Consider the following 25150-nt stretch of genomic DNA (forward strand, 5'->3'; position numbering starts at 1 on the left):
AAAACTGCAAATACATATTCTGATAAAACGCAAATACAACCACATTAATATATAAGAGGTTTTTATATCTATGGATCAGACATGTTCTCTGGAATCGTTCCTCAACCATGTACAAAAGCGCGACCCGCATCAAACCGAGTTCGCGCAAGCCGTCCGTGAAGTCATGACCACCCTGTGGCCGTTTCTTGAACAAAACCCCCGTTACCGCCACATGTCTTTACTGGAACGTTTGGTTGAACCAGAGCGCGTAATTCAGTTTCGCGTAGTGTGGCTGGACGACAAAAACCAGGTGCAGGTAAATCGCGCCTGGCGCGTGCAGTTCAACTCTGCTATCGGCCCCTATAAAGGCGGTATGCGCTTTCATCCTTCGGTAAACCTTTCCATCCTTAAGTTCCTCGGCTTTGAGCAAACCTTTAAAAATGCCCTCACCACGTTGCCGATGGGCGGCGGTAAAGGCGGCAGTGATTTCGATCCGAAAGGGAAAAGCGAAGGCGAAGTGATGCGTTTCTGCCAGGCGCTGATGACTGAACTGTATCGCCATTTAGGGCCGGATACCGACGTACCTGCCGGGGATATCGGCGTGGGCGGGCGCGAAGTGGGCTTTATGGCGGGAATGATGCGCAAGCTTTCCAATAACAGCGCCTGCGTCTTCACCGGCAAAGGGCTTTCCTTCGGCGGAAGCCTGATTCGCCCGGAGGCGACGGGCTATGGCCTGGTCTACTTCACTGAAGCGATGCTTAAACGTCATGGTCTTGGTTTCGAAGGGATGCGCGTCGCCGTGTCCGGCTCCGGCAACGTAGCGCAATACGCCATTGAGAAAGCGATGGCCTTTGGCGCGCGCGTGGTTACCGCGTCGGATTCGAGCGGGACAGTGGTCGATGAAAGTGGCTTCACGCCAGAGAAGCTGGCGCGTCTGTGTGAAATTAAAGCCAGCCGTGACGGTCGCGTCGCTGACTACGCCCGTGAGTTTGGCTTAACCTATCTGGAAGGCCAGCAGCCCTGGAGCGTACCGGTGGATATCGCCCTGCCATGCGCGACGCAGAACGAACTGGACGTTGACGCCGCGCGCGTACTGATTGCCAATGGCGTAAAAGCCGTGGCGGAAGGGGCAAATATGCCAACCACGATTGAAGCGACCGATCTCTTCCTTGAGGCAGGCGTACTGTTTGCGCCGGGTAAAGCCGCCAACGCGGGCGGCGTGGCGACATCGGGGCTGGAAATGGCGCAGAACGCCGCGCGGTTGAGCTGGAAAGCCGAGAAAGTGGACGCCCGTCTGCATCACATTATGCTGGATATCCACCACGCCTGTGTCGAGTACGGCGGCGATAATAAGCATACCAACTACGTTCAGGGCGCCAACATCGCCGGTTTCGTGAAAGTCGCCGACGCCATGCTGGCGCAGGGCGTCATTTAATCCCGTCGTCAGGCCAGATGGCTTTACGCTTATTCGGTCTGACGGCCTGTCTCCTCAGCAGGCGGGCTTTTTTTGCCCGCTCGCTTACGCGGCGCGCTCTTTTTCTTGTCTCCACCGCCTGGCGCGACTATCCCTCTGAAGCGCTTCACCGGCGTGCGCTTAGCCTGCTCGATCAGCTGATATAACGTGCCGACCAGCGGTTGCATAAAATCCTGGTAACGGCACTGTTTTTCGCTGATTTGCGTCAAAACAGATTCCCAGTGAGCGGTCATATCTGGACGGGCCGCCATTTCCGGCAGCGAATGTATTAACGCTTTGCCAGCATCGGTAGAATGAATATAGCGCCCTTTTTTGGTCAGAAAGCTACGTTTGAACAGCAGCTCGATAATCCCGGCGCGCGTGGCTTCCGTCCCCAGCCCATCGGTCGCGCGCAGAATCTTTTTCAGATCTTTATCCTGCACGAAGCGGGCAATTCCGGTCATCGCGGAAAGCAATGTCGCATCGGTGAAATGACGCGGCGGCTGGGTTTGGCGCTCGACCACTTCCCCCTTTTCACACAGCAACTCATCACCTTTGGCGACAACCGGCAGCGGCGTACCGTCGTTTTCCTCGTCGCGCTCTTTACTGCCCAGTAACGTCCGCCAACCGGCCTCCGCCAGAAAACGCGCTTTGGCGACAAATTTCCCTTTGGCGATTTCCAGTTCAATAACGCATTTACGAAACACCGCGTCCGGGCAGAACTGCATCAGATACTGACGCGCAATCAGGGTGTACACTTTCGCTTCGTTTTCCGTCAGATGGACAGAAGAACTGCGCGCCGTCGGGATAATCGCGTGGTGCGCATCCACTTTTTTGTCATCCCAGCAGCGATTGCGCGTATCAGGATTAACCACAGACTGCGGCAGTAAATCCGGGGCGTGGACGCTAATCGCGTTCATGACCGCCTGCCGTCCGGCAAAGTGTTCTTCCGGCAGATAACGGCAGTCGGAACGCGGATAGGTAATCAGTTTGTGGGTTTCATATAGCTTCTGACAAATATCAAGCACGTTTTGCGCGCTCAGGCCAAAGCGTTTAGCGGCTTCAATCTGTAGCGTCGAGAGCGAAAACGGCAGCGGCGCGGATTCTGATTCCCGTTTATCATTATAACTGGTTACCAGCGCGGGCTGACCGTTGATTCGGTTCACTACATGCTCCGCCAGCGGACGATGAAGCAAGCGCCCCTCTTCATCCTGATAAGGTTCGCACGCCTCGCTCGGCTGCCAGATAGCGGTAAAACGCTCCTCGGCAGGCGTAACGATGTGCGCCTTCACTTCAAAGAAGTCTTTGGCGACGAAGTTCTCAATCTCTTCGTCTCGCCGCACCACCAGCCCCAGTACCGGCGTCTGCACGCGTCCCACGGATAACACGCCCTGATAGCCGGCATTCCGGCCCAGGATCGTGTAAGCGCGGGTCATATTAATGCCATACAGCCAGTCCGCTCGCGCTCGCGCCAGCGCGGAGACGCACAGCGGCACGAAGTCGCTGTTCGCCCGCAGCCTGTCAATAGCACGCTCGACCGCCTGCGGGTTAAGGTCGTTTATCAGACAACGCCGCACCTGCTGGCGCTTTTCGGCAGGAAGCTGGAGATAATCCAGCACTTCATCAACCAGAAGCTGCCCTTCGCGATCCGGGTCGCCAGCGTGAATAATTTCACCGGCTTGATGCAAAAAGCGCTTAATCACATTGAGCTGTTTGGTGACGGAAGGACGAGGCTGAAGCTGCCATTTTTCCGGCACGATAGGCAGGTCAGCCAGATTCCAGCGCGCATAACGGCTGTCATACGCATCCGGCTGCGCCTGTTCCAGCAAATGACCAATACACCAGGTGACGACCTGCCCGTTTCCGCACTCAATAAAACCATCGCCTTTACGGTGCGGTTTTGGCAGCACATCCGCAATGGCGCGCCCCAGACTCGGTTTTTCGGCAATAAACAACCGCATCAGGTTAACGAATCTCAACCATAGCGCGACCGCCGCGGGCCTCGACCAATTCGCCAATCGCGGTCAGATCGATACCAAATTCCGCCGCGGTGGCTTTAACATCGTCTTCGGCGTCCGGCGTTACCGCCAACAACAGACCGCCTGACGTTTGCGGATCGCACAGCAGGCTACGAACTTCACGCGACATGTCGCCCATCAAATGACCATAGCTGGCGAAGTTGCGCTCTGTGCCGCCCGGTACGGCGCCCAGAGCAATATACTCTTCCACGCCCGGCAGTTTAGGGATGTCCTGATAGCAAAGCAGCGCCTGCACGCCTGCGCCCTGGCACATCTCGCTCAGGTGCCCCAGCAGGCCAAAACCGGTAACGTCTGTCATAGCTTTTACGCCGTCGATATTGGCAAACGCCGCGCCAGCAATGTTCATCCGACACATGACTTCCGTCGCCAGCCCCTGATGTTCAGGCTTAAGCAGCGATTTTTTCTCGGCGGTGGTCAACACGCCAATCCCCAACGGTTTGGTCAGAAAGAGCTTGCATCCCGCCTGCGCGGTACTGTTTTTCTTCACCCGTTCGGTCGGCACTACGCCTGTGACCGCGAGACCAAAGATCGGCTCCGGGGCGTCAATCGAGTGTCCGCCCGCCAGCGCGATACCGGCCTGACGGCAGGCAAAGCGCCCCCCCTCGGTCACTTCACGCGCAATATCGGGCGACAGGGTATTAATCGGCCAGCCAAGGATCGCGATCGCCATAATCGGTTTGCCGCCCATCGCAAAAATATCGCTGATGGCGTTTGTTGCCGCAATGCGGCCAAAATCAAACGGGTTGTCGACTATCGGCATAAAGAAGTCGGTGGTGCTGATAATACTGGTGCCATTACCCAGATCGTAAACCGCCGCATCATCGCGGGTTTCATTACCCACCAGCAGGTTCGGGTCGACGAACTTCGCCTGCTCGCTATGCAGGATAGTCTCCAGCACTTTAGGGGAAATTTTACAACCGCAACCAGCGCCGTGGCTGTATTGCGTTAAACGAATGGCTTGCTCGCTCATGGACATCTCCTGTCATTGCATTCGCGCTATGGTAGCGCTCATTCCCTGATGTGGTAAGTATCACTGTCTGAATTACCGCGCCTTTGCTCAGAATCCAGACAGTTTTATCCCTCAGCGTCAGAAATAACGCACAAACGGCGTGGGGTCGGGGGTACTGATCGTCGTTGACGCTTTGAGCTGTGGCGTGCCGAGATAGAGAAAACCAACAATTTTATCCTGAGGGCGACACTCAAAGGCTTCCCGCACGATAGCGCTCTCCGTTAATGCGCCGCTACGCCAGATACCATTAAACCCTTGCGCAATCGCCGCCATTTGCATCGCCATCACCGCGCATCCGGCAGACATCTCCTGTTCCCACACCGGAACCTTATGGTTTTCTTCGCATTTCGCCACCACGGTAATGATCAGCGGCGCGCGAAACGGCGCATTACGCGCTTTTTCGATCGCTTTCTCATCGCCCCCGGCAGCGACAGCGCCTTGTTCAAGCACGGCGCTGAAGCGGTCGCGCCCCTCTCCTTCAATCACAAAAAAACGCCACGGCTGTAGAGATTTATGATCGGGAACACGCATTCCCGCCCGCAGAATGTTCTGTAATTGCTCGCCGACAGGCGCCGGTTCTGCGAGACGAGAGGCGCTACGACGGTTGACCAGCAGTTCTAGTGCATCCATTTGATTAACTCCAGCAATGATATTTATTCACAAAATTAACACGGGAGCGGATTTTGTTACAGCGCAGGCAGTGATTCCTGCTGACAACTGCCTGATGGGTCATTACGATAGCCACATCTTAATGCTTTATCCTCACCAAGGTATAAGCGTTGTTACTCAGATAGGGAGAATACATGCGAACCCTGTGGCGATTTATTGCCGGATTTTTTAAATGGACGTGGCGAGTGTTGAACTTCGTCCGTGAAATGGTACTCAACCTGTTCTTTATTTTTCTGGTCCTGGTGGGCGTTGGGATCTGGATGCAGATCGGTAACGGCAGCAACAGTGAGCAAACCGCGCGCGGCGCTCTGCTGCTGGATATTTCCGGCGTCATTGTGGATAAACCCTCCACCAATCACCGTCTGGGCGCGCTGGGACGCCAGTTATTTGGCGCCAGCTCCGACCGTCTGCAGGAAAACTCCCTGTTTGACATCGTCAACGCTATTCGTCAGGCGAAAGATGACCGTAACATCACGGGTATCGTTCTGGATCTGAAAAACTTCACCGGCGCCGATCAGCCGTCAATGCGCTATATCGGTAAAGCGCTGCGCGAATTCCGCGATAGCGGCAAACCGGTTTTCGCCGTGGGTGAAAACTACAGCCAGGGTCAGTATTACCTCGCCAGTTTCGCCAATAAAATTTGGCTTTCCCCACAGGGTCAGGTAGATCTTCACGGCTTCGCTACGAATGGCCTGTACTACAAAACGCTGCTGGATAAACTGAAAGTCTCTACCCACGTTTTCCGGGTCGGCACCTATAAATCCGCCGTCGAACCGTTTATCCGCGACGATATGTCGCCCGCCGCCCGCGAGGCCGACAGCCGCTGGATAGGCGAACTGTGGCAGAACTACCTGCATACCGTTTCCGCCAATCGCCAGATTTCGCCGCAACAACTCTTCCCCGGCGCGCAGGCTATTATCGACGGGTTAACCAGCGTGGGCGGCGACACCGCCAAATATGCGCTCGACCATAAACTGGTGGACGCCCTCGCCTCCAGCGCAGATGTTGAAAAAGCGCTGACGAAGCAGTTTGGCTGGAGTAAAACCGAAAATAACTATCGCGCGATCAGCTATTACGATTATTCGCTGAAAACGCCTGCGGATACCGGCGGTACTATTGCGGTTATTTTCGCCAATGGCGCGATTATGGATGGCGAAGAAACGCCAGGGAATGTCGGCGGCGACACTACGGCATCGCAGATCCGCGACGCACGTCTTGATCCTAAAGTGAAAGCGATTGTGCTGCGCGTCAATAGCCCAGGCGGTAGCGTCAACGCCTCCGAAGTTATCCGCGCCGAACTGGCGGCGGCAAGAGCGGCTGGCAAACCGGTGGTGGTCTCAATGGGCGGTATGGCGGCCTCCGGCGGTTACTGGATCTCTACGCCGGCAAACTATATCGTGGCCAGCCCCAGCACGCTGACGGGTTCAATTGGCATCTTCGGCGTCATCAATACGGTAGAAAACAGCCTGTCGTCGATTGGCGTACACAGCGACGGCGTTTCCACCTCGCCGCTGGCGGATATTTCGATGACCAAAGCACTGTCACCGGAAGTGCAGCAGATGATGCAACTCAGTATTGAGTACGGCTACAAACGCTTTATCACGCTGGTGGCAGACGCGCGTAAACGTACGCCGGAGCAGATTGATAAAATCGCACAAGGTCATGTCTGGACCGGAGAAGACGCGAAAGCCAATGGTCTGGTGGACAGTCTCGGCGACTTCGACGACGCCGTCGCCAAAGCGGCGGAGCTGGCGAAACTGAAACAGTGGCATCTTGATTACTATCAGGACGAACCGACGGTCCTTGATATGGTCATGGACAGTATGACCGGATCTGTACGCGCCATGCTGCCGGAGGCCATTCAGGCGATGCTCCCGGCGCCGCTCGTTTCCGCCGCCAACACGGTGAAGGCCGAGGGGGATAAACTGGCGGCATTTAACGATCCGCAAAACCGTTATGCGTTCTGTTTGACTTGCGCGAACGTTCGCTAATGCTTCATCAATAGCCATACCGGATGGCGGCGTCTGCTCATAGCCGCCATCCGATAATCATTAATACGTCCTTCGCGACACGACTGAACATTATCATGCAAAAGAAATCAATTTACGTTGCCTATACCGGCGGTACTATTGGTATGCAGCGCTCAGATAAAGGGTATATCCCGGTGTCCGGGCACCTTCAGCGCCAGCTGGCGCTGATGCCGGAATTCCACCGCCCGGAGATGCCGGATTTTACCATCCATGAATATGCCCCGCTGATGGATTCATCAGATATGACGCCGGAAGACTGGCAGCATATCGCTGCAGATATCAAAGCGCACTACGATGAGTATGACGGTTTTGTTATTCTGCACGGCACCGACACGATGGCGTTTACCGCATCGGCGCTCTCTTTCATGCTGGAAAATCTGGGTAAACCGGTTATTGTGACAGGGTCACAAATTCCGCTGGCTGAGCTGCGCTCCGACGGGCAAATTAATTTGCTGAATGCGCTTTATGTCGCCGCCAACTACCCTATTAATGAAGTAACGCTGTTTTTTAATAATCGTCTGTTCCGCGGCAATCGCACGACCAAAGCCCATGCGGATGGGTTTGACGCTTTTGCCTCTCCCAATCTGCCGCCCTTGCTGGAAGCAGGAATTCACATTCGCCGTTTAAATACGCCTCCCGCGCCCTACGGTTCTGGTGAATTAATCGTTCACCCTATTACGCCGCAGCCGATAGGCGTAGTGACGATTTATCCGGGGATTTCCGCCGAGGTAGTACGTAACTTTCTGCGTCAGCCGGTAAAAGCGCTGATTCTGCGCTCTTATGGCGTAGGCAACGCGCCGCAAAATAAAGCGTTTTTACAGGAGCTGAAAGAGGCCAGTTCGCGCGGCATCGTGGTGGTTAACCTGACGCAATGCATGTCAGGGCGAGTCAATATGGGCGGGTACGCTACCGGTAATGCGCTGGCGCACGCTGGCGTGATTGGCGGTGCCGATATGACCGTCGAAGCCACCTTAACCAAACTGCATTATTTGTTAAGCCAGGGTCTGGACACTCAGGCGATTCGTAGCGCGATGGCGCAAAACTTGCGTGGTGAATTGACGCCGGATGATTAAAAAATCCCGACGACAAGGAGAAGATAATGACAAACCGGGCCTTATTACTGGTCGACTTGCAAAATGACTTTTGCGCCGGCGGCGCGCTGGCTGTAGCGGAAGGCGACAGCACCATCGACATCGCCAACGCTCTTATTGACTGGTGCCAGCCCCGGCAGATTCCGGTGCTGGCCAGCCAGGACTGGCATCCCGCGCAGCATGGCAGCTTCGCCAGCCAGCATCAGGCGGAACCCTATAGTCAGGGAAAGCTGGACGGGCTGCCGCAAACGCTCTGGCCGGATCACTGCGTTCAACATACCGACGGCGCGGCGTTACATCCCCTGCTTAACCAACATGCGATTGACGCCTGCATCTATAAAGGTGAAAACCCGCTGATTGATAGCTACAGTGCGTTTTTTGACAACGAACATCGGCAGAAAACTACCCTTGATACCTGGCTTCGCGAGCATGACGTTACCGAGCTTATCGTGATGGGGTTGGCGACCGATTACTGCGTAAAATTTACGGTGCTGGATGCGCTAGAGTTGGGCTATGCCGTTAACGTTATCACCGATGGCTGTCGCGGCGTGAATATTCACCCGCAGGATAGCGCACACGCGTTTATGGAGATGGCGGCAGCAGGCGCGACGCTGTATACGCTGGCAGACTGGGAAGAGACGCAGGGCCAGGCTGTCGCCAGGTAGCGGAGCAGGTATCGTATCCGGTCAATACATCACGCAACGGTGAGACCATTGCATAGATCTTTGGGCCGGATACGTCACGTCAGCGTCGCTACCAGGCAAAGCTCAACGCAGGCTGGAGAGCGCTTCTAACGAAACAGATTAAAAAGCGCGGGCTGGCCGGCGCAATGTTCCGGGAATAGGCCGCCGATGACAATAATCAGTTAGCGACACAGTTGGCGGACTCGCTGGACATTAAGCGTAATGGGTAAAAATATGGTGGGCCTGTGCCTGGCAGCAATGAGCAGGCCCGGTAAGCACAACGCATTGGCAATGAAACCACCGAATGGCGACTACCTCTTATCCGGCTCCCCGTTACTGCATTTTCAATGTCGCAATCGGCTTTGACGTAATACCGAAATCCGCTTTGAGCTGCTGCTTGCTTTTCATCACCATCTGACCGTGAGTATCGATCGTCATATGTTGCGCTTCGGTATTGTGCCGCGCCTGCCATAGCATCACCAGTTGCAGGCTGTTTTCTTTCTGTTCCGGCGTCAACGCCACGCCATCCGGCCATTTACCCAGCTCAACGGCGGTGGATAAACGTTGATACACTTCCGGCGTCATGCTGTTAATGATCTCATCAAGATTCATGATGTGTCCGCTCCTGTGGAATAATTTGCTGAATCGTTTTTTCAGCCTTTCAGTTGATCGCCGTTTTTCTCGTCAGAAAAGGCCAGCGAGGCCGAGTTAACGCAATAGCGCTCACCGGTTGGCTGCGGCCCGTCCGGGAAAACGTGTCCGAGATGCGCATCGCAGTTACCGCAACGAATTTCGACACGCTGCATGCCATGAGAAAAATCGTCTATGTAACGAATCGCCTCTTCGCTGACAGGCTGGTAAAAGCTAGGCCAGCCGCAGCCTGAATCGTATTTGGTGTGGGAGTGAAAAAGCGGCGTATCACAGACCAGGCAGTGATAAACCCCATCGCGTTTATTATGTAGCAGGCGTCCGGTAAATGGCGGTTCTGTGCCACGATCCTGCGTCACATAGAATTGCATTTCGGACAATTTTTTCTTGAGTTCTTCTGCTGAAGGTTGGTTAGCCATTTGCTCACATCTCACTTTAAACGTGCTCACATTGCCTGACCGATTCTAACAAAACATTAACACCTCAGTACCAACTTTTGTTCTAAACTTGATCATTGCGAAATGGCGGCTCACGAATCGTGACTGATGTCACATTATTATCTCGGTTGCCCTTTAAAATTCGGGGCGGCGCCCCCATGTGGTTTCAAGCCGAAAGGAAGAGTGAGGCGAATCAGCCGCGCAAAGGTTGTGCAGAGGATTGATTTGTCGCAATGATTGACACGATTCCGCTTGACGCTGCGTAAGGTTTTTGTAATTTTACAGGCAACCTTTTATTCACTAACAAATAGCTGGTGGAATATATGACTATCAAAGTAGGTATCAACGGTTTTGGCCGTATCGGTCGCATTGTTTTCCGTGCTGCTCAGAAACGTTCTGACATCGAGATCGTTGCAATCAACGACCTGTTAGACGCAGAGTACATGGCATACATGCTGAAATATGACTCCACTCACGGCCGTTTCGACGGTACTGTTGAAGTGAAAGACGGTCATCTGATCGTTAACGGTAAAAAAATCCGTGTTACCGCTGAACGCGATCCGGCTAACCTGAAATGGGACGAAGTTGGTGTTGACGTAGTGGCTGAAGCTACCGGTATCTTCCTGACTGACGAAACCGCGCGTAAACACATCACCGCTGGCGCGAAAAAAGTGGTTCTGACGGGTCCGTCTAAAGACAACACCCCAATGTTTGTTAAAGGCGCTAACTTTGACAAATACGAAGGCCAGGACATCGTTTCCAACGCTTCCTGCACCACCAACTGCCTGGCGCCGCTGGCTAAAGTTATCAACGACAACTTCGGCATCATCGAAGGTCTGATGACTACTGTTCACGCGACTACCGCAACCCAGAAAACCGTTGACGGTCCGTCTCACAAAGACTGGCGCGGCGGCCGCGGCGCATCTCAGAACATCATCCCGTCCTCTACTGGCGCTGCTAAAGCGGTAGGTAAAGTACTGCCAGAACTGAATGGCAAACTGACTGGTATGGCGTTCCGCGTTCCGACTCCGAACGTATCCGTTGTTGACCTGACCGTTCGTCTGGAAAAAGCGGCTACCTACGAGCAGATCAAAGCTGCTGTTAAAGCTGCTGCCGAAGGCGAAATGAAAGGCGTTCTGGGTTACACCGAAGACGACGTTGTATCTACCGATTTCAACGGCGAAGTATGCACTTCCGTGTTCGATGCTAAAGCAGGCATCGCGCTGAACGACAACTTCGTGAAACTGGTCTCCTGGTACGATAACGAAACCGGTTACTCCAACAAAGTACTGGACCTGATTGCTCACATCTCCAAATAAGTTGAGATGACACAGTCATTGGTAAGAGCGACTCAGGTCGCTCTTTTTTTTGCTTAAAGATATACCCGTCATACTTCAAGTTGCAGGTGTGTTGGCTATGCTTTCTCACCCGAATCACTGACGGAAGTCGAACTTATCGGGATGAATCAGGGATGTCCATGTCCCTGGCCGGAGATGACCTACGGTTGTTCAAGTTCGTTCCCGATGAATTTGTCGTTCACTTGCCGCGTTACTCGGCCTGCGGCCTCGCCTCTACGGGCCAGCGCAAGCACTGGTCAATGCACAAGCGCCTTGTCATGCAACTCGAATTATTTAGGGTTAAGAGGATTGCGTAATGATTAATAAAATTTTTGCCCTCCCGGTTATCGAACAGCTTACCCCTGTCCTTTCCCGTCGTCAGCTTGATGACCTGGATCTGATCGTCGTTGACCATCCGCAGGTTAAAGCCTCTTTTGCATTACAGGGCGCGCACCTTCTCTCCTGGAAACCCGTTGGCGAGGAAGAGGTATTGTGGCTCAGTAATAATACGCCTTTCAAAACCGGCGTGGCGCTACGCGGCGGCGTACCGATCTGCTGGCCCTGGTTTGGACCTGCGGCTCAACAGGGTCTGCCGTCACACGGCTTTGCGCGTAATCTTCCGTGGGCGCTAAAAGCGCATAATGAAGATGATAATGGCGTAATGCTGACATTTGAGCTGCAAAGCAGTGAGGCCACCCGGAAATACTGGCCGCACGATTTCACGCTGCTGGCACGTTTTAAAGTGGGTAAAACCTGTGAAATTGAACTGGAAGCGCATGGCGAATTTGCAACCACATCCGCGCTCCACAGCTATTTTAACGTTGGCGACATCGCCAACGTTAAGGTCAGCGGACTCGGCGATCGGTTTATTGATAAAGTTAACGACGCTAAAGAAGATGTCCTGGCCGACGGTATACAAACCTTTCCGGACCGTACCGATCGCGTTTACCTCAATCCTGAAGCATGTAGCGTGATCCACGATGCGACATTAAACCGCACGATTGATGTGGTCCACCACCATCACCTTAACGTCGTAGGCTGGAACCCTGGCCCGGCGTTGTCCGTCAGCATGGGCGACATGCCGGATGACGGCTATAAAACGTTTGTCTGCGTTGAAACGGTTTACGCTACTGCGCCGCAACAAGCCACAGAAGAAAAACCCTCTCGTCTGGCGCAGACTATCTGCGTCGCTAAACGCTAAAAGTGAATGGATAACGGCGTTGCTATAGGATCTGAAAGGCGTCAGCCGCCATCAGGCATGACCTGCCGGATGGCGGCGCTTACACATTTTATCCGGCGTCACACCATATCCAACGCGGTTTTCCCTTTTGGCGCAGGCCAGGCGTTGTCCAGTAAGGCAAGTTCGTTTGCTGACAAGGCGATCTCAAGCGCCGCCGCATTTTGCTTCACGTGTTCTGTACTTCCGGCTTTCGGGATCGCCATCACGCCCGGATGCGCAATCACCCACGTCAGTAAGATTTGCGCCGCCGTTGCGTTATGCGCTTGCGCAATTTCATTCACCACCGGATGATTCAGTAAACCGCTACGTAACCGGCCAGCCTGCGCCAGCGGGCTATAGGCCATCACTGGCATTCGCTGTTGTTGACACCACGGCAATAAATCATACTCAATACCGCGTGACGCCAGATGATAGAGCACCTGATTTGTCGCGCATTGCTGTCCCCCGGGGATGCGCCACAGCGCCTGCATATCGTCATAATCAAGATTAGAGACTCCCCAACGGCGAATTTTCCCCTGCGCGATTAGCCGCTCCATACCTTCAACGGTCTCTTCGAATGAAAAGCTTCCGGCCCAGTGCAATAGATAGAGATCGAGATAATCTGTTTTCAGACGACGCAGGCTTTCTTCACAGGCGGCAACTATCTTCTGACCGCCAGCGTTCCACGGGTACACTTTTGACACCAGAAATGCCTCATCGCGTCGCCCTGCTAACGCCTCGCCCACGACCTTTTCCGCCCCGCCGTCGGCATACATTTCCGCCGTATCAATAAGGCGTAACCCCAAATCCAGCCCCGCGCGCAGCGCCGAAACCTCGCGCTGACGTTGATCCGCGCGCTCGCCCATATACCATGTTCCCTGTCCGATGGCAGGAAGCGTCACCTGCCCGTAAAACGTTACGTTTTTCACTGATTTCATTTCCTTTTCAAGGTCACTCGACGGTAAAACAATACAGGACTCTTAGACCCTACGGTAATGTCCGGCATCATACCGCGCAAGGGGGCGATTTTCTTGTCACTGACGAACGTCATCCGCAATCATGTCGACGATGCGAGTAATATGCGCGGCGGGTCGCTGATTCAGTAATAATTGACGCATCACATTCATATAGGGCGTCACATGTTGAAAGAACTCCAGATATCCTTTACAGAGATAATTTTGCCGTTCGCCGCCGTCCATACAAATTCGATGTTTCGGACAACCGCCGTGACAGGCAAAGCGCCACGTACAGTTCTGGCAGCGTGAGGAAAGGTTTGCTTTAGCCGCGCCAAACTGCTGCTGAAAAGGAGAGGCCGCCATTTCTTCTAAAGAGTGTTGCTGCAGATTGCCCAGTTTATAGGCGGGAAAAACAAAATGGTCGCAGCTAAACACGTCGCCATTCTGCTCCACCAGCAAACTTTGTCCGCAGGTCGACTGCATCGTACAAAGCGTGGCGGGCTCCCCCATCCAGACGCCAAGTAAGTTGTCAAAAAGCTGTACGAATATGCGTCCGACATCGTGACGTATCCATTGATCAAAAACATCGCACATAAAGGCGCCCCACCCTTCAGGCGTAACGGAAAAGGGCATCAGCGAAGGCGAATCCTCATTGTCAGATAACGTCAAAGAACGCTGCGCTTTTTGCGCGAGCGGCTCAACAATGGGAATAAATTGCAGGTGTTTACTTTCCAGCTCCTGCGTCAAAAAATGATAAATAGCGTTGCCATGACGGCATGACGCATCATTCACGACAGTGAGCGTGTTGAAATCGACATCATTTGCCTGCAGAAGGCGGATAGCATTAACGACTCGGGAAAAAGACGCCCGCCCTGACGGCGTTTTCCGGTAATTATCATGAACGACTTGCGGCCCATCAATCGATATACCAATCAGGAACTGGTGCTGCGCAAAGAAAGCCGCCCACTCTTCATTGATTAATACGCCATTGGTTTGCAGACTGTTGTAAATAGTTTTGCCGTTGGCATAACGTTGCTGCAAGCACACCACTTTTTGATAAAAAGAAAGACCGCATAGCGTCGGCTCTCCCCCCTGCCAACAAAACGAGACCTCTGATGATGGCGTATCATCAATTACCCGGCGGATATACGTCTCCAGCACATCGTCAGACATGACGCGCTGGCCCCGGGGTTTATCAAGATAGAAACAGTACTTGCAGGATAAGTTACACAGACTGCCGCTGGGCTTGGCTACGGTATTGAATACTATGCTCATTCGTCTTACTCGCTGTGAAGAATGGGTATAGCATAAGCGGGACGTGACAGGGCGATATCAGCCAGCATTGCAACAATTATTACGCTAATTGTTAGCGCAGTTGTAATCACCTGGATTTTTCATATAAAAGGCTAGTTTTTTAAATTGATGTAACAAAGTATAAATCACGTAAGGTTGTGCCATTCCCGGTCAACAGCGCATTTATGCAAGCCGCCATGTTCGCGTTTCAGTTAGCACAAAGCCTGCATAACGCAGGCTTTGTCATGGTTTTTCCGGCAAATTCAATCAATCAGAATCTATAGGTCACGCCAGTAGAAAGGATACCGGTCCAGGATTTATCCACCATCGGGCTGTCGGTAATTTCATCCGACAGGCGGGTGTAGCGCGCAGTACCATATACGCTCCAGTTACCGGCGAAATTATAGTTAGCGCTAAGTTCAAGATACGGGTTCCAGCTATCGTTCGGGTTATAGCCGCGCAGGCCGCTACGCGAAGATTCTTTGCGTGATACGCCGTAATAGTAATCGTTCTGGTTCTCGCTATTCCATTCAACCCCGATACCAGGCGTTAAGGTCAGCCCGCCATTGGTATACCGATACAGCCAGGCCAGATCCCAGACAATACCGTTACTGTTATCCAACGTATCCCCTGCCAGTGAGGTACGCAGGAATCCATACTGGGTGTGGTGCGCGTAAGAAACGCCCGCCATCATAGTACTTTTACGCCTGTCCAGACGACGCAACTGATGGTCATCGCTGTCGCCCGGTTTGAAGTACATCGGGGACCAGTATGCCATGATTGACAACTTATCGGCATTGTCATTCCACAAGTAGTACCCGCCGCCCAGACCACGGAACCAGAAGTTTTCGCTTTCATAAGCGATGACCGGTATCGGATAAACATCGCTATCGTAATCTTTATAAGGGTGTTCAACCACACCAACGCCTGCGCCCAACGTCAGGTTGCTTTCAGCGTGCGCGACGCTGGCGGATGTTGCAATAAACACGCCAAGAGCCAGAAGTTTAAGTTTGGTCACAATCCATAATTCCTTATTCAAATGTTCTGCGGCAAAAGTGTAACCGCCAATACCTGTAAGCCCAACTATTTTACACAATGTAACCGTTTAATATCACCATCACCGATTATTTTCAGATGATCGGCTGATGATCGTTATGTGACCGGGAACGCTTTTTCTGATATCCACCAGCCTTTTCTACCTGATGAGTTATTGATATGTCATCGAAATCCACTGACGCGTACAGGCAAGTTTTGCAAATGCCATCTACGCTTAATGTTAAGAAGGTGTATCACCGGACACGTTGATCTTCTGACCAATAAAATGGCATGAGAGTTGCTTTTTTTTCCTTAGCAGAGACGGCGTTCAGTCTACCTCTTCCGGGAGCCTCTACTATTCATATGAACGGCTCTTAACATGTGCGAAAAAACGAAAGGATGGCATATCATGAATATATTCGATCACTATCGCCAGCGTTACGAAGCTGCCAAGGACGAAGAGTTCACACTGCAGGATTTTCTTACCATTTGTCGGCAAGATCGCAGTGCTTATGCCAACGCGGCAGAGCGGCTATTAATGGCTATCGGCGAGCCTAATATGGTCGACACTGCCCAGGAACCCCGACTTTCCCGACTCTTCTCCAACCGGGTTATTGCTCGCTATCCTGCGTTTGAAGAGTTTTACGGCATGGAAGACGCGATTGAACAGATTGTCTCTTATCTGAAACATGCGGCGCAAGGGCTGGAAGAGAAGAAGCAAATTCTCTATTTGCTGGGACCTGTGGGGGGTGGCAAATCATCGCTCGCTGAACGGCTGAAATCGCTAATGCAGCGCGTGCCAATTTATGTTTTAAGCGCCAACGGCGAGCGTAGTCCGGTCAACGATCATCCGTTATGCCTGTTTAATCCGCAGGAAGACGCGCAGATTCTGGAAAAAGAGTACGGTATTCCGCGCCGCTATCTCGGTACGATTATGTCCCCGTGGGCGGCCAAACGCCTGCATGAGTTTGGCGGCGATATTACTAAATTCCGGGTGGTGAAAGTCTGGCCCTCCATTCTGGAGCAGATTGCCATCGCCAAAACGGAACCCGGCGATGAAAACAACCAGGATATTTCGGCGCTGGTCGGTAAGGTGGATATTCGTAAACTCGAACATCACGCCCAGAACGATCCGGATGCGTATGGTTACTCTGGCGCGCTGTGCCGCGCTAACCAGGGGATCATGGAGTTCGTCGAGATGTTTAAAGCGCCTATTAAGGTGCTGCACCCCTTGCTGACCGCAACTCAGGAAGGTAACTACAATGGTACGGAAGGTATTTCCGCCCTGCCCTTTAATGGCATCATACTTGCCCACTCAAACGAATCTGAATGGGTGACTTTCCGTAACAATAAAAATAACGAAGCGTTCCTCGACCGTGTCTATATTGTGAAGGTGCCTTATTGCCTGCGAATCTCCGAAGAGATCAAAATCTACGAGAAACTGCTTAATCATAGCGAGCTGGCTCATGCGCCCTGCGCGCCGGGCACGTTGGAAACGCTTTCGCGCTTCTCGATTCTTTCCCGCCTGAAAGAGCCGGAAAATTCCAGTATTTACTCGAAAATGCGCGTTTATGACGGCGAAAGCCTGAAAGATACCGACCCTAAAGCCAAATCGTACCAGGAGTATCGCGACTATGCGGGCGTGGACGAAGGGATGAACGGTCTCTCCACCCGATTCGCCTTTAAGATCCTCTCCCGCGTATTCAACTTCGACCATGCGGAAGTGGCGGCAAACCCGGTACATCTGTTCTACGTTCTGGAACAACAAATCGAGCGTGAACAGTTCCCGCAGGAGCAGGCTGAGCGTTATCTGGAGTTCCTGAAAGGCTACCTGATCCCGAAATACGCCGAATTTATCGGCAAGGAGATCCAGACGGCCTATCTCGAATCTTACTCTGAGTACGGGCAAAACATTTTTGATCGTTACGTGACTTATGCGGATTTCTGGATTCAGGATCAGGAGTATCGCGACCCGGATACCGGCCAACTGTTCGATCGCGAGTCGCTGAACGCCGAACTGGAAAAAATTGAAAAACCAGCGGGTATCAGTAACCCGAAAGATTTCCGTAATGAGATAGTAAACTTTGTCCTGCGCGCCAGAGCCAACAATAGCGGCCGTAATCCAAACTGGACCAGTTACGAGAAGCTGCGCACGGTGATTGAGAAAAAAATGTTCTCTAATACTGAAGAGCTGTTGCCGGTCATTTCTTTTAACGCCAAAACGTCGACTGACGAGCAGAAAAAGCATGACGACTTTGTCGATCGGATGATGGAAAAAGGGTATACCCGTAAGCAGGTTCGTTTGCTGTGCGAGTGGTACCTGCGCGTGCGTAAATCGTCGTGATGTTAATGCCCGGTGGCGCTTGCGCTTACCGGGCCTACAAAGTAATGTTCTGTAGACTGGCTAAGCGTTAGCGCTATCCGGCACTGACAGAACAGGCGCTCAGTTGGCAGTACGGGGGGCATATGACCTGGTTCATAGACCGACGTCTTAACGGCAAAAATAAAAGCACGGTGAATCGCCAGCGCTTTTTGCGTCGTTATAAAGCACAAATTAAGCAGTCGATTTCCGAAGCGATTAATAAACGCTCTGTGACCGATGTCGACAGCGGAGAGTCCGTCTCTATTCCAACCGATGATATTAGCGAACCGATGTTTCATCAGGGGCGCGGCGGTCTGCGCCATCGCGTCCATCCGGGTAACGATCACTTTATCCAGAATGATCGCATTGAGCGTCCGCAAGGCGGTGGCGGCGGCGGTTCCGGCAGCGGTCAAGGTCAGGCCAGCCAGGACGGCGAAGGCCAGGATGAGTTTGTTTTTCAGATTTCAAAAGATGAGTATCTGGATCTGCTCTTTGAAGATTTAGCGCTGCCTAATCTGAAGAAAAACCAGCATCGCCAGCTTAACGAGTATAAAACTCACCGCGCCGGTTTCACCTCAAACGGCGTACCGGCCAATATCAGCGTGGTACGTTCGCTACAAAACTCTCTGGCGCGCCGTACAGCAATGACGGCAGGAAAACGCCGCGAACTGCACGCGCTGGAAACGGAACTGGAGACCATCAGCCATAGCGAACCAGCGCAACTGCTTGAAGAGGAGCGGTTACGTCGGGAGATTGCCGAACTACGGGCTAAAATCGAGCGAGTGCCGTTTATCGACACCTTTGATTTACGCTATAAAAATTATGAAAAACGGCCTGAGCCCTCCAGCCAGGCGGTGATGTTCTGTCTGATGGACGTCTCGGGTTCGATGGACCAGGCAACCAAAGATATGGCCAAGCGTTTTTACATTCTGCTTTATCTGTTTTTGAGCCGAACGTATAAGAACGTAGAAGTGGTTTATATCCGCCACCATACCCAGGCGAAGGAAGTGGACGAACATGAGTTCTTTTATTCGCAAGAGACCGGGGGGACGATTGTCTCCAGCGCGCTTAAACTCATGGATGAAGTGGTTAAAGAGCGCTACGACCCGGGGCAGTGGAACATCTATGCGGCGCAAGCGTCAGACGGTGATAACTGGGCCGACGATTCACCGCTGTGTCATGAGATTCTGGCGAAAAAGCTGCTGCCGGTAGTGCGCTATTACAGCTATATCGAGATTACCCGCCGCGCCCACCAGACCTTATGGCGCGAGTATGAACATCTGCAGGCGACGTTCGATAACTTCGCCATGCAGCATATTCGCGATCAGGAGGATATTTATCCGGTATTCCGCGAATTGTTTCAGAAACAGAGCGCCAATCAAAGCGCATAAATAAATCCGCCCGTTCATATGTCGGGCGGGTTTTAATAAACCTGGTGTTCGGTTTTTATGACTGAAGCAATTACCCGCGAATAGTCTGAATGAAGGTATTCCGGCATATCGGGTAATTTAACCCATTAATAGAATTCCATCATGTTAATAACACCAAGGCCAAGACCAAGGCCCCAAATGTCCTGGTTGCCCCACTCCAGGAGGAACAATGTGACAGGCAGGGACTTTATCAAAAACATGATCCAAAACATGTGAAAAAGGATCATCCGCCATCGCCGACGACGTAAAACCTGCTGCCAGTAATGCAAAAAATAAAATCACAGCCATCTCTTTAAATCGTTTCATAGAGCCTCAGAACGGAAGTAAATTATTATCCTTACCACTTCACACTCCTTTCATCATCATAATAAAGGTTATTTTCTTTTTGTCACAAATAGATCAGTATTGTTGGTTAAAAATTTAGTTTTTATCACAATAGTCACACCTGAAAATATAAACACAGCGTATTAATTGGTTTATTAAATCGAGAATGATTTTTATTTCATAACATCAACACGTTTTATTTTTAAACAGTCTATTAGAGGAATTCTCATCGCTATGGTAAACTAACGCATCCGACTTTCAGGGCTGTAGTTCATCATGAATTTGCATCATAAAGCGCTCAGGCACTTTATCTCGGCAAGCGTCATCGTTTTGACATCGTCCTTCCTGATTTACGAACTTATTGCCAGCGACAGGGCAATGAATGCCTATATGCGTTATATCATGGAGAGAGCCGATTCGTCGTTTTTGTACGATAAGTACCAGAATCAAAGCATCGCCGCACATTTGATGCGAACTTTTGAAGCGCCGGGAGACCCCGTCACCGCAGAAAAACGCCGCGCGTTTTGCGACGCCTTTGAGGCTATTAACGGTACGCACGGTGTCAACCTGACCCGGCATAATTATCCGGCGCTACATGGTACCCTGCAAACCGCCGCTACACAGTGTACCGATAATCTTGATGACGCCCTTTTACTGCCTGCGTTTGATCAGGCGGTAAGCATCAACCGTTCGCAGGACGACCACAGTCACGGGCTGGGCACACTGGAGCTTAAATTCCGTTATTACGTTGATTTAAATAAACATTATGTCTATTTCTATGATTTAATCAACTCACGGCGCTTCGCCATGCATCGTTGGACTTTTTTACAAAAAGGCACAATGGGTATTAACAGAAAAGATATAGATAAACTTTTTACCGGCCGTACGGTTATTTCAAGTATTTACATGGATGATATTACCCAGGAAAACGTCATGAGCTTTTTAACGCCAGTCTATCTGGCGGGAACGTTAAAAGGTATCGTGATGGTGGATGTTAACCAGGATAATTTAAAAAATATTTTTTATACCCAGGACCGTCCGCTGGTTTGGCGTTATCTTAACGTAACACTAAAGGATATGGACTCTGGAAAAGAAATTATTATTAATCAAAGCAAAAACAATCTGTTTCAATATGTGAATTATAGCCATGATATCCCGGGTGGACTGCGCGTTTCGTTGTCCCTTGATTTAACCTATTTCCTTGTCTCGTCCTGGAAAGCGCTGGCCTTTTACTTACTGGCAACGGCGCTCCTGCTTAATATGGTACGGATGCACTTTCGGCTTTATCGTAACGTCACACGCGAAAATATTAGCGATGCCATGACCGGGCTTTACAACCGTAAAATATTAACACCGGAGCTGGAACAGCGACTGCAACGCCTGGTCAATGCCGGGACGCCGGTGACATTTGTCGCTATTGATTGCGATAGGTTAAAACTGATCAACGATACCCAGGGGCACCAGGAAGGCGACCGAATTATAACCCTGTTGGCGAAAGCGATTAAAACATCGATTCGTAAAAGCGATTACGCCATTCGCCTCGGCGGCGATGAGTTCTGTATTATTCTTGTTGATTACGCGGCGGATTTGGCTATCCATCTGCCGGAGCGTATTATTCGTAACCTGCAAATTATCGCACCGGATAAGACAGTCCATTTTTCTGCCGGGATTTATAATATGCAGCCCAATGATACGATTAATGATGCCTACCAGGCTTCCGATGCGCAGCTCTATCTGAACAAACAACAAAAACAACATCGTTCATCATAGTGCTTCGCAGTAAATGTTCATATTGCACCAGGAGTGAGAAATGGCCGAAATGACTGAAGTCGCGAAGGGTGTCGCTACACACCAACGTTTAGTGGCTTTATTAACGCAGGAGAACGCGCGCTATCGTGTGGTTAGCCATGAAGCGGTAGGAAAATGTGAAGCGGTATCTGAAATACGCGGTACTGCGCTGGGCCAGGGCGCAAAAGCGCTGGTCTGTAAAGTCAAAGGCAACGGCGTCAACCAGCACGTTCTTGCTATTCTGGCGGCCGATCAGCAAGCCGACCTCTCTCAGCTTGCTTCACATCTGGGCGGCTTACGCGCTTCCCTTGCCAGCCCGGCGGAAGTCGATATGCTGACCGGCTGCGTTTTTGGCGCGATCCCGCCTTTCAGTTTTCACCCCAATCTGAAACTGGTCGCCGATCCGCTCCTGTTTGAGCGTTTCGATGAAATTGCCTTTAATGCCGGCCTGCTGGAAAAATCAGTCATTATGAATACACAGGACTATCTGCGCATCGCCCGACCAGAACTGGCAGTCTTCCGCCGCTTTCAGTCATCGCCAACGGCTTAGTCCCCTTCCCCTTCAAGGAGCAATACAGACACAACGATAATGATAAAAATGGCGAAAAACGACGCCGTAATCATCAGCGCTTCAAGAAACGGTGGATCGTACATAATTGTATCCTCAGGAAGACAACAATGACGGTTCACCGGTTAGCAATACGCGGCGTTGATGACAATTTAATGATAACGTCGTTTTTCACGTAGAGATTGTCTTTCAGGCAGTTGCCTGAAATCCGCATCAATCGTTAAAAAGGCCTGTGCGCTTTGCCGTTTGGGCGTAAAGTAGTCAGGCTTACTTTTTGGCAAGGAAACCATAATGTTTGATGTCACTCTGCTGATCCTGCTCGGACTGGCAGCTCTGGGATTTATCAGCCACAACACCACTGTCGCCGTCTCAATTCTGGTGCTGATTATTGTCCGCGTAACCCCGTTGAATACCTTTTTTCCCTGGATTGAAAAACAGGGGCTCACCGTCGGGATTATCATTCTGACCATCGGCGTAATGGCTCCCATCGCCAGCGGAACCCTACCGCCCTCCACATTGATCCACTCTTTTGTGAACTGGAAATCGCTGGTCGCGATTGCCGTCGGCGTTTTCGTCTCCTGGCTGGGCGGCCGCGGCATTACGCTGATGGGAAACCAACCGCAGCTCGTCGCCGGGCTGCTGGTCGGTACGGTACTTGGCGTCGCGCTGTTTCGCGGCGTGCCGGTCGGCCCACTGATTGCGGCGGGGCTGGTCTCCTTAATTGTGGGGAAGCAGTAACTCGCCCGTCAGATACTGGCCTGGCGTCTGCCCCAGGCCTTTTTTAAACATGGTAATGAATGCCGTGGTGGAATCATAACCCAGCATTTGCGCCGTCTGCTGTACATTACGTCCCGCGATCAGCGCTTGTAGCGCCAGAATTAATTGCAACTGATGACGCCAGCGACGAAAGCTTAGTCCCGTCTCTTTGACGACCAGCCGGGCAAGGTTACGCTCGCTCATCGCGAATACGCTGGCCCACTGCCCTAATGTATTCCATCGCGCGGGCTCCTGCGCCATTGTCTCAACCATTTGGCGGATTTTCGGATGCCCCGATACCGGTAATTGCAATTGTTCCTGCGGCTGCTGCGGCAGTTCATCAAACAACACCTGAATAAGGCGCTGCGTTGGCATTTGCGCTCTTTCGGGATCGGTTCTGCGCGCCAGCGACAAAATCAACTCCCGGCATAACGGCGAAATTTTCAGCGTGCAGCAACGCTCCGGCATGACGACCGCTGCAGGTTCAATAAATAAAAAGCACAGCTCCGCCCCTGCGGTCACATGGTTACTGTGCGGCAGCGAGCCGGGGAGCCAGACGGCATACTGGGGCGGAACCATCCACATCGCATTTTCCACCTCGCAGGTAATCGCGCCGTGCAGAGCGAGAATCAACTGTCCCTTGCGATGCTGATGGCGAGGGCTAAACAGTTCATCATCCCTGGCGCGAATACAAAAGGCCACAGCGGCATCGTGGTGAAGGTCGGGATCGTAACCGTCCAGTCTCAGGCCAATCATTATATTGTCCGATTTTAGCGATAAATTGTCATTTTAGCTTGATTCATCCAAACAGTAAAAACTGTTAAGGTATCGCCTCGCCTGACGAGATGAGAAAACGATGACGACAGCCCTTTCACCACGCGGCAAACAGGGCGCTTTACTGATTGCCGGTATTTTGATGATAGCCACTACGCTGCGCGTAACATTTACCGGCGCTGCGCCGTTGCTGGAGACAATCCGTTCGGATTACGGTCTTTCCACCGCCCAGACGGGCCTGCTAACAACCTTGCCGCTTCTGGCGTTTGCACTGGTTTCGCCGCTGGCGGCCGGTATTGCCCGCCGGTTTGGGATGGAACGCAGTCTGTTTGCCGCAATGCTGCTGATTTGCGCGGGTATTGCTCTCCGCTCCCTGCCCTCCGCTGCATTGTTGTTTGCCGGAACTGCCATTATTGGGTGCGGGATAGCGCTGGGTAATGTGCTGCTCCCAGGATTGATTAAGCGCGATTTTTCACAACATGTCGCCAGGCTGACGGGCGCGTATTCATTGACGATGGGTGCCGCCGCCGCGTTGGGGTCCGCGCTGGTGGTTCCGCTGGCGTTGCACGGTTTTGGCTGGCGCGGCGCGCTGTTAATGCTGATGCTGTTTCCGCTGTTGGCGTTTCTTATCTGGTTGCCGCAGTGGCGCACTACCCGCTCAGCTAACCTGAGTAGCTCCCGGGCATTACATGAACGCGGTATCTGGCGTTCGCCTTTAGCCTGGCAAGTTACGTTGTTTCTGGGACTTAACTCACTGATTTATTATGTGATCATCGGCTGGTTACCAACAATACTCATCAGCCACGGTTACAGCGAAGCACAGGCAGGATCGCTACATGGCCTGCTGCAACTGGCGACCGCGGCGCCTGGGTTAGCCATTCCGCTTATTTTGCATCGCTTTAACGATCAACGCTGGATTGCCGCGCTGGTCTCACTATTGTGCGCAGTGGGCGCGGCGGGGCTTTGGTTTGTGCCGGGCCAGGCTGTCATCTGGACGCTACTGTTCGGCTTCGGTTCAGGCGCGACGATGATCCTCGGCCTGACGTTTATCGGCCTGCGCGCCAGTTCGGCGCATCAGGCGGCGGCGCTTTCCGGCATGGCGCAGTCGGTCGGGTATTTACTGGCGGCATGTGGGCCGCCCGTCATGGGAAAACTTCATGATGCCAGCGGTAGCTGGTATCTACCGCTGTCAGGCGTGACGGTTCTGGCTATCATCATGGCGATTTTCGGCCTCTACGCCGGACGCGATCGAGAGATAGCGTCATAAATA

23 protein-coding genes are annotated in these 25150 nt (G+C 52.3%); 12 read left to right on the forward strand and 11 right to left on the reverse strand.

Translation table 11 applies throughout. The features are described from left to right. The first annotated feature begins 70 nt into the window (after positions 1-70). The gene (gdhA, locus tag ACLJQD_RS18115; RefSeq protein WP_000372865.1) at positions 71-1414 is read left to right on the forward strand and encodes an NADP-specific glutamate dehydrogenase; all 1344 of its coding nucleotides are present in this window, start codon (positions 71-73) and stop codon (positions 1412-1414) included. Positions 1415-1443: 29 nt separating this feature from the next. Here the strand turns inward: gdhA and topB are convergent, their stop codons facing one another. From topB to ACLJQD_RS18130, 3 genes are all read right to left on the reverse strand, one after another. Then, positions 1444-3393, reverse strand: a complete 1950-nt coding sequence (gene topB / locus ACLJQD_RS18120; RefSeq protein ID WP_017440991.1) for a DNA topoisomerase III — start codon at positions 3391-3393, stop codon at positions 1444-1446. A 4-nt stretch (positions 3394-3397) separates the two neighbouring features. Further along, positions 3398-4441 carry a selenide, water dikinase SelD gene (selD, locus tag ACLJQD_RS18125; RefSeq protein WP_001294888.1) on the reverse strand — a complete coding sequence of 348 codons (1044 nt, stop codon included), beginning with the start codon at positions 4439-4441 and terminating at the stop codon, positions 3398-3400. Positions 4442-4558: 117 nt separating this feature from the next. Further along, positions 4559-5110 carry an NAD(P)H nitroreductase gene (locus tag ACLJQD_RS18130; RefSeq protein WP_000339313.1) on the reverse strand — a complete coding sequence of 184 codons (552 nt, stop codon included), beginning with the start codon at positions 5108-5110 and terminating at the stop codon, positions 4559-4561. Between the two features lie 173 nt (positions 5111-5283). On the opposite strand from ACLJQD_RS18130, the gene sppA reads away from it, so the two are divergent. From sppA to pncA, 3 genes are all read left to right on the forward strand, one after another. After that, complete coding sequence (gene sppA / locus ACLJQD_RS18135; protein WP_001259874.1) at positions 5284-7140, forward strand: signal peptide peptidase SppA; 1857 nt, start codon at positions 5284-5286, stop codon at positions 7138-7140. A 95-nt stretch (positions 7141-7235) separates the two neighbouring features. Continuing rightward, positions 7236-8252, forward strand: coding sequence for an asparaginase (gene ansA, locus ACLJQD_RS18140; protein WP_001170134.1), 1017 nt, complete (start codon positions 7236-7238; stop codon positions 8250-8252). 26 nt (positions 8253-8278) lie between these two features. After that, positions 8279-8935 (forward strand): bifunctional nicotinamidase/pyrazinamidase, encoded by a 657-nt coding sequence (gene pncA / locus ACLJQD_RS18145; RefSeq protein ID WP_000184707.1) that lies wholly within the window; start codon positions 8279-8281, stop codon positions 8933-8935. 351 nt (positions 8936-9286) lie between these two features. Here the strand turns inward: pncA and ACLJQD_RS18150 are convergent, their stop codons facing one another. Together ACLJQD_RS18150 and msrB are read right to left on the reverse strand one after the other, a co-directional pair. After that, entirely contained in the window at positions 9287-9565 is a 279-nt protein-coding gene (locus tag ACLJQD_RS18150) for a YeaC family protein (protein WP_001046864.1), read from the reverse strand. A 41-nt stretch (positions 9566-9606) separates the two neighbouring features. After that, positions 9607-10020, reverse strand: a complete 414-nt coding sequence (gene msrB / locus ACLJQD_RS18155; RefSeq protein ID WP_001519539.1) for a peptide-methionine (R)-S-oxide reductase MsrB — start codon at positions 10018-10020, stop codon at positions 9607-9609. 341 nt (positions 10021-10361) lie between these two features. Here msrB and gapA point away from each other — a divergent pair, with 341 nt between their 5' ends. Both gapA and ACLJQD_RS18165 read left to right on the forward strand, forming a co-directional pair. Further along, positions 10362-11357 (forward strand): glyceraldehyde-3-phosphate dehydrogenase, encoded by a 996-nt coding sequence (gene gapA, locus ACLJQD_RS18160; protein WP_000153505.1) that lies wholly within the window; start codon positions 10362-10364, stop codon positions 11355-11357. Between the two features lie 334 nt (positions 11358-11691). Next, a complete protein-coding gene (locus ACLJQD_RS18165; RefSeq protein WP_000608657.1) occupies positions 11692-12576 on the forward strand; it encodes a D-hexose-6-phosphate mutarotase in 885 nt (294 codons plus the stop codon). 98 nt (positions 12577-12674) lie between these two features. Here the strand turns inward: ACLJQD_RS18165 and ACLJQD_RS18170 are convergent, their stop codons facing one another. The 3 genes from ACLJQD_RS18170 to ACLJQD_RS18180 form a co-directional block, all read right to left on the reverse strand. After that, the gene (locus tag ACLJQD_RS18170) at positions 12675-13532 is read right to left on the reverse strand and encodes an aldo/keto reductase (protein WP_000843755.1); all 858 of its coding nucleotides are present in this window, start codon (positions 13530-13532) and stop codon (positions 12675-12677) included. A gap of 96 nt (positions 13533-13628) precedes the next feature. Further along, positions 13629-14825 (reverse strand): anaerobic sulfatase maturase, encoded by a 1197-nt coding sequence (locus ACLJQD_RS18175; RefSeq protein ID WP_017440989.1) that lies wholly within the window; start codon positions 14823-14825, stop codon positions 13629-13631. 289 nt (positions 14826-15114) lie between these two features. Then, positions 15115-15861 (reverse strand): MipA/OmpV family protein, encoded by a 747-nt coding sequence (locus ACLJQD_RS18180; protein ID WP_000163762.1) that lies wholly within the window; start codon positions 15859-15861, stop codon positions 15115-15117. A 426-nt stretch (positions 15862-16287) separates the two neighbouring features. Here ACLJQD_RS18180 and yeaG point away from each other — a divergent pair, with 426 nt between their 5' ends. Further along, positions 16288-18222 carry a protein kinase YeaG gene (yeaG, locus tag ACLJQD_RS18185; RefSeq protein ID WP_001518010.1) on the forward strand — a complete coding sequence of 645 codons (1935 nt, stop codon included), beginning with the start codon at positions 16288-16290 and terminating at the stop codon, positions 18220-18222. Between the two features lie 122 nt (positions 18223-18344). Beyond that, positions 18345-19631, forward strand: a complete 1287-nt coding sequence (locus tag ACLJQD_RS18190) for a YeaH/YhbH family protein (protein WP_000219714.1) — start codon at positions 18345-18347, stop codon at positions 19629-19631. A 144-nt stretch (positions 19632-19775) separates the two neighbouring features. On the opposite strand, the gene ACLJQD_RS18195 is transcribed toward ACLJQD_RS18190, so the two are convergent. After that, the gene (locus tag ACLJQD_RS18195) at positions 19776-19976 is read right to left on the reverse strand and encodes a hypothetical protein (RefSeq protein ID WP_016705258.1); all 201 of its coding nucleotides are present in this window, start codon (positions 19974-19976) and stop codon (positions 19776-19778) included. A gap of 294 nt (positions 19977-20270) precedes the next feature. Between ACLJQD_RS18195 and dgcJ the strand changes: the two genes are divergently transcribed. Further along, positions 20271-21764: a diguanylate cyclase DgcJ gene (dgcJ, locus tag ACLJQD_RS18200; RefSeq protein WP_017440988.1), complete on the forward strand. Its 1494-nt coding sequence runs from the start codon at positions 20271-20273 to the stop codon at positions 21762-21764. Positions 21765-21813: 49 nt separating this feature from the next. Next, a complete protein-coding gene (locus ACLJQD_RS18205; RefSeq protein WP_023893413.1) occupies positions 21814-22332 on the forward strand; it encodes a YbaK/prolyl-tRNA synthetase associated domain-containing protein in 519 nt (172 codons plus the stop codon). On the opposite strand, the gene yoaI is transcribed toward ACLJQD_RS18205, so the two are convergent. Continuing rightward, positions 22329-22436 (reverse strand): small membrane protein YoaI, encoded by a 108-nt coding sequence (gene yoaI / locus ACLJQD_RS18210; protein ID WP_000272239.1) that lies wholly within the window; start codon positions 22434-22436, stop codon positions 22329-22331. The two genes, ACLJQD_RS18205 and yoaI, sit on opposite strands and share 4 nt — an antisense overlap. 205 nt (positions 22437-22641) lie before the next feature. Between yoaI and ACLJQD_RS18215 the strand changes: the two genes are divergently transcribed. Continuing rightward, the gene (locus ACLJQD_RS18215) at positions 22642-23088 is read left to right on the forward strand and encodes a DUF441 domain-containing protein (protein ID WP_000460698.1); all 447 of its coding nucleotides are present in this window, start codon (positions 22642-22644) and stop codon (positions 23086-23088) included. Here ACLJQD_RS18215 and ACLJQD_RS18220 read toward each other — a convergent pair. Next, entirely contained in the window at positions 23068-23862 is a 795-nt protein-coding gene (locus tag ACLJQD_RS18220; RefSeq protein ID WP_000579793.1) for an AraC family transcriptional regulator, read from the reverse strand. The two genes, ACLJQD_RS18215 and ACLJQD_RS18220, sit on opposite strands and share 21 nt — an antisense overlap. Positions 23863-23962: 100 nt before the next feature. On the opposite strand from ACLJQD_RS18220, the gene ACLJQD_RS18225 reads away from it, so the two are divergent. Further along, positions 23963-25147, forward strand: a complete 1185-nt coding sequence (locus tag ACLJQD_RS18225) for a CynX/NimT family MFS transporter (RefSeq protein ID WP_000205342.1) — start codon at positions 23963-23965, stop codon at positions 25145-25147. The last annotated feature ends 3 nt before the right edge of the window (positions 25148-25150 follow it).

It is taken from the genome of Salmonella sp. SAL04214, from assembly GCF_046550615.1.
Lineage (GTDB): Bacteria > Pseudomonadota > Gammaproteobacteria > Enterobacterales > Enterobacteriaceae > Salmonella > Salmonella enterica.

Coding starts and splice junctions, on each gene's coding strand:
- selD (WP_001294888.1), bottom strand. CDS start 4,441: ATGAGCGAGCAAGCCATTCGTTTAACGCAATACAGCCACGGCGCTGGT.
- ACLJQD_RS18195 (WP_016705258.1), bottom strand. CDS start 19,976: ATGAAACGATTTAAAGAGATGGCTGTGATTTTATTTTTTGCATTACTG.
- yeaG (WP_001518010.1), top strand. CDS start 16,288: ATGAATATATTCGATCACTATCGCCAGCGTTACGAAGCTGCCAAGGAC.
- gapA (WP_000153505.1), top strand. CDS start 10,362: ATGACTATCAAAGTAGGTATCAACGGTTTTGGCCGTATCGGTCGCATT.
- msrB (WP_001519539.1), bottom strand. CDS start 10,020: ATGGCTAACCAACCTTCAGCAGAAGAACTCAAGAAAAAATTGTCCGAA.
- ACLJQD_RS18220 (WP_000579793.1), bottom strand. CDS start 23,862: ATGATTGGCCTGAGACTGGACGGTTACGATCCCGACCTTCACCACGAT.
- sppA (WP_001259874.1), top strand. CDS start 5,284: ATGCGAACCCTGTGGCGATTTATTGCCGGATTTTTTAAATGGACGTGG.
- topB (WP_017440991.1), bottom strand. CDS start 3,393: ATGCGGTTGTTTATTGCCGAAAAACCGAGTCTGGGGCGCGCCATTGCG.
- pncA (WP_000184707.1), top strand. CDS start 8,279: ATGACAAACCGGGCCTTATTACTGGTCGACTTGCAAAATGACTTTTGC.
- ACLJQD_RS18170 (WP_000843755.1), bottom strand. CDS start 13,532: ATGAAATCAGTGAAAAACGTAACGTTTTACGGGCAGGTGACGCTTCCT.
- ACLJQD_RS18150 (WP_001046864.1), bottom strand. CDS start 9,565: ATGAATCTTGATGAGATCATTAACAGCATGACGCCGGAAGTGTATCAA.
- yoaI (WP_000272239.1), bottom strand. CDS start 22,436: ATGTACGATCCACCGTTTCTTGAAGCGCTGATGATTACGGCGTCGTTT.
- ACLJQD_RS18165 (WP_000608657.1), top strand. CDS start 11,692: ATGATTAATAAAATTTTTGCCCTCCCGGTTATCGAACAGCTTACCCCT.
- ACLJQD_RS18190 (WP_000219714.1), top strand. CDS start 18,345: ATGACCTGGTTCATAGACCGACGTCTTAACGGCAAAAATAAAAGCACG.
- ACLJQD_RS18130 (WP_000339313.1), bottom strand. CDS start 5,110: ATGGATGCACTAGAACTGCTGGTCAACCGTCGTAGCGCCTCTCGTCTC.
- ACLJQD_RS18215 (WP_000460698.1), top strand. CDS start 22,642: ATGTTTGATGTCACTCTGCTGATCCTGCTCGGACTGGCAGCTCTGGGA.
- ACLJQD_RS18225 (WP_000205342.1), top strand. CDS start 23,963: ATGACGACAGCCCTTTCACCACGCGGCAAACAGGGCGCTTTACTGATT.
- ACLJQD_RS18175 (WP_017440989.1), bottom strand. CDS start 14,825: ATGAGCATAGTATTCAATACCGTAGCCAAGCCCAGCGGCAGTCTGTGT.
- dgcJ (WP_017440988.1), top strand. CDS start 20,271: ATGAATTTGCATCATAAAGCGCTCAGGCACTTTATCTCGGCAAGCGTC.
- gdhA (WP_000372865.1), top strand. CDS start 71: ATGGATCAGACATGTTCTCTGGAATCGTTCCTCAACCATGTACAAAAG.
- ACLJQD_RS18205 (WP_023893413.1), top strand. CDS start 21,814: ATGACTGAAGTCGCGAAGGGTGTCGCTACACACCAACGTTTAGTGGCT.
- ansA (WP_001170134.1), top strand. CDS start 7,236: ATGCAAAAGAAATCAATTTACGTTGCCTATACCGGCGGTACTATTGGT.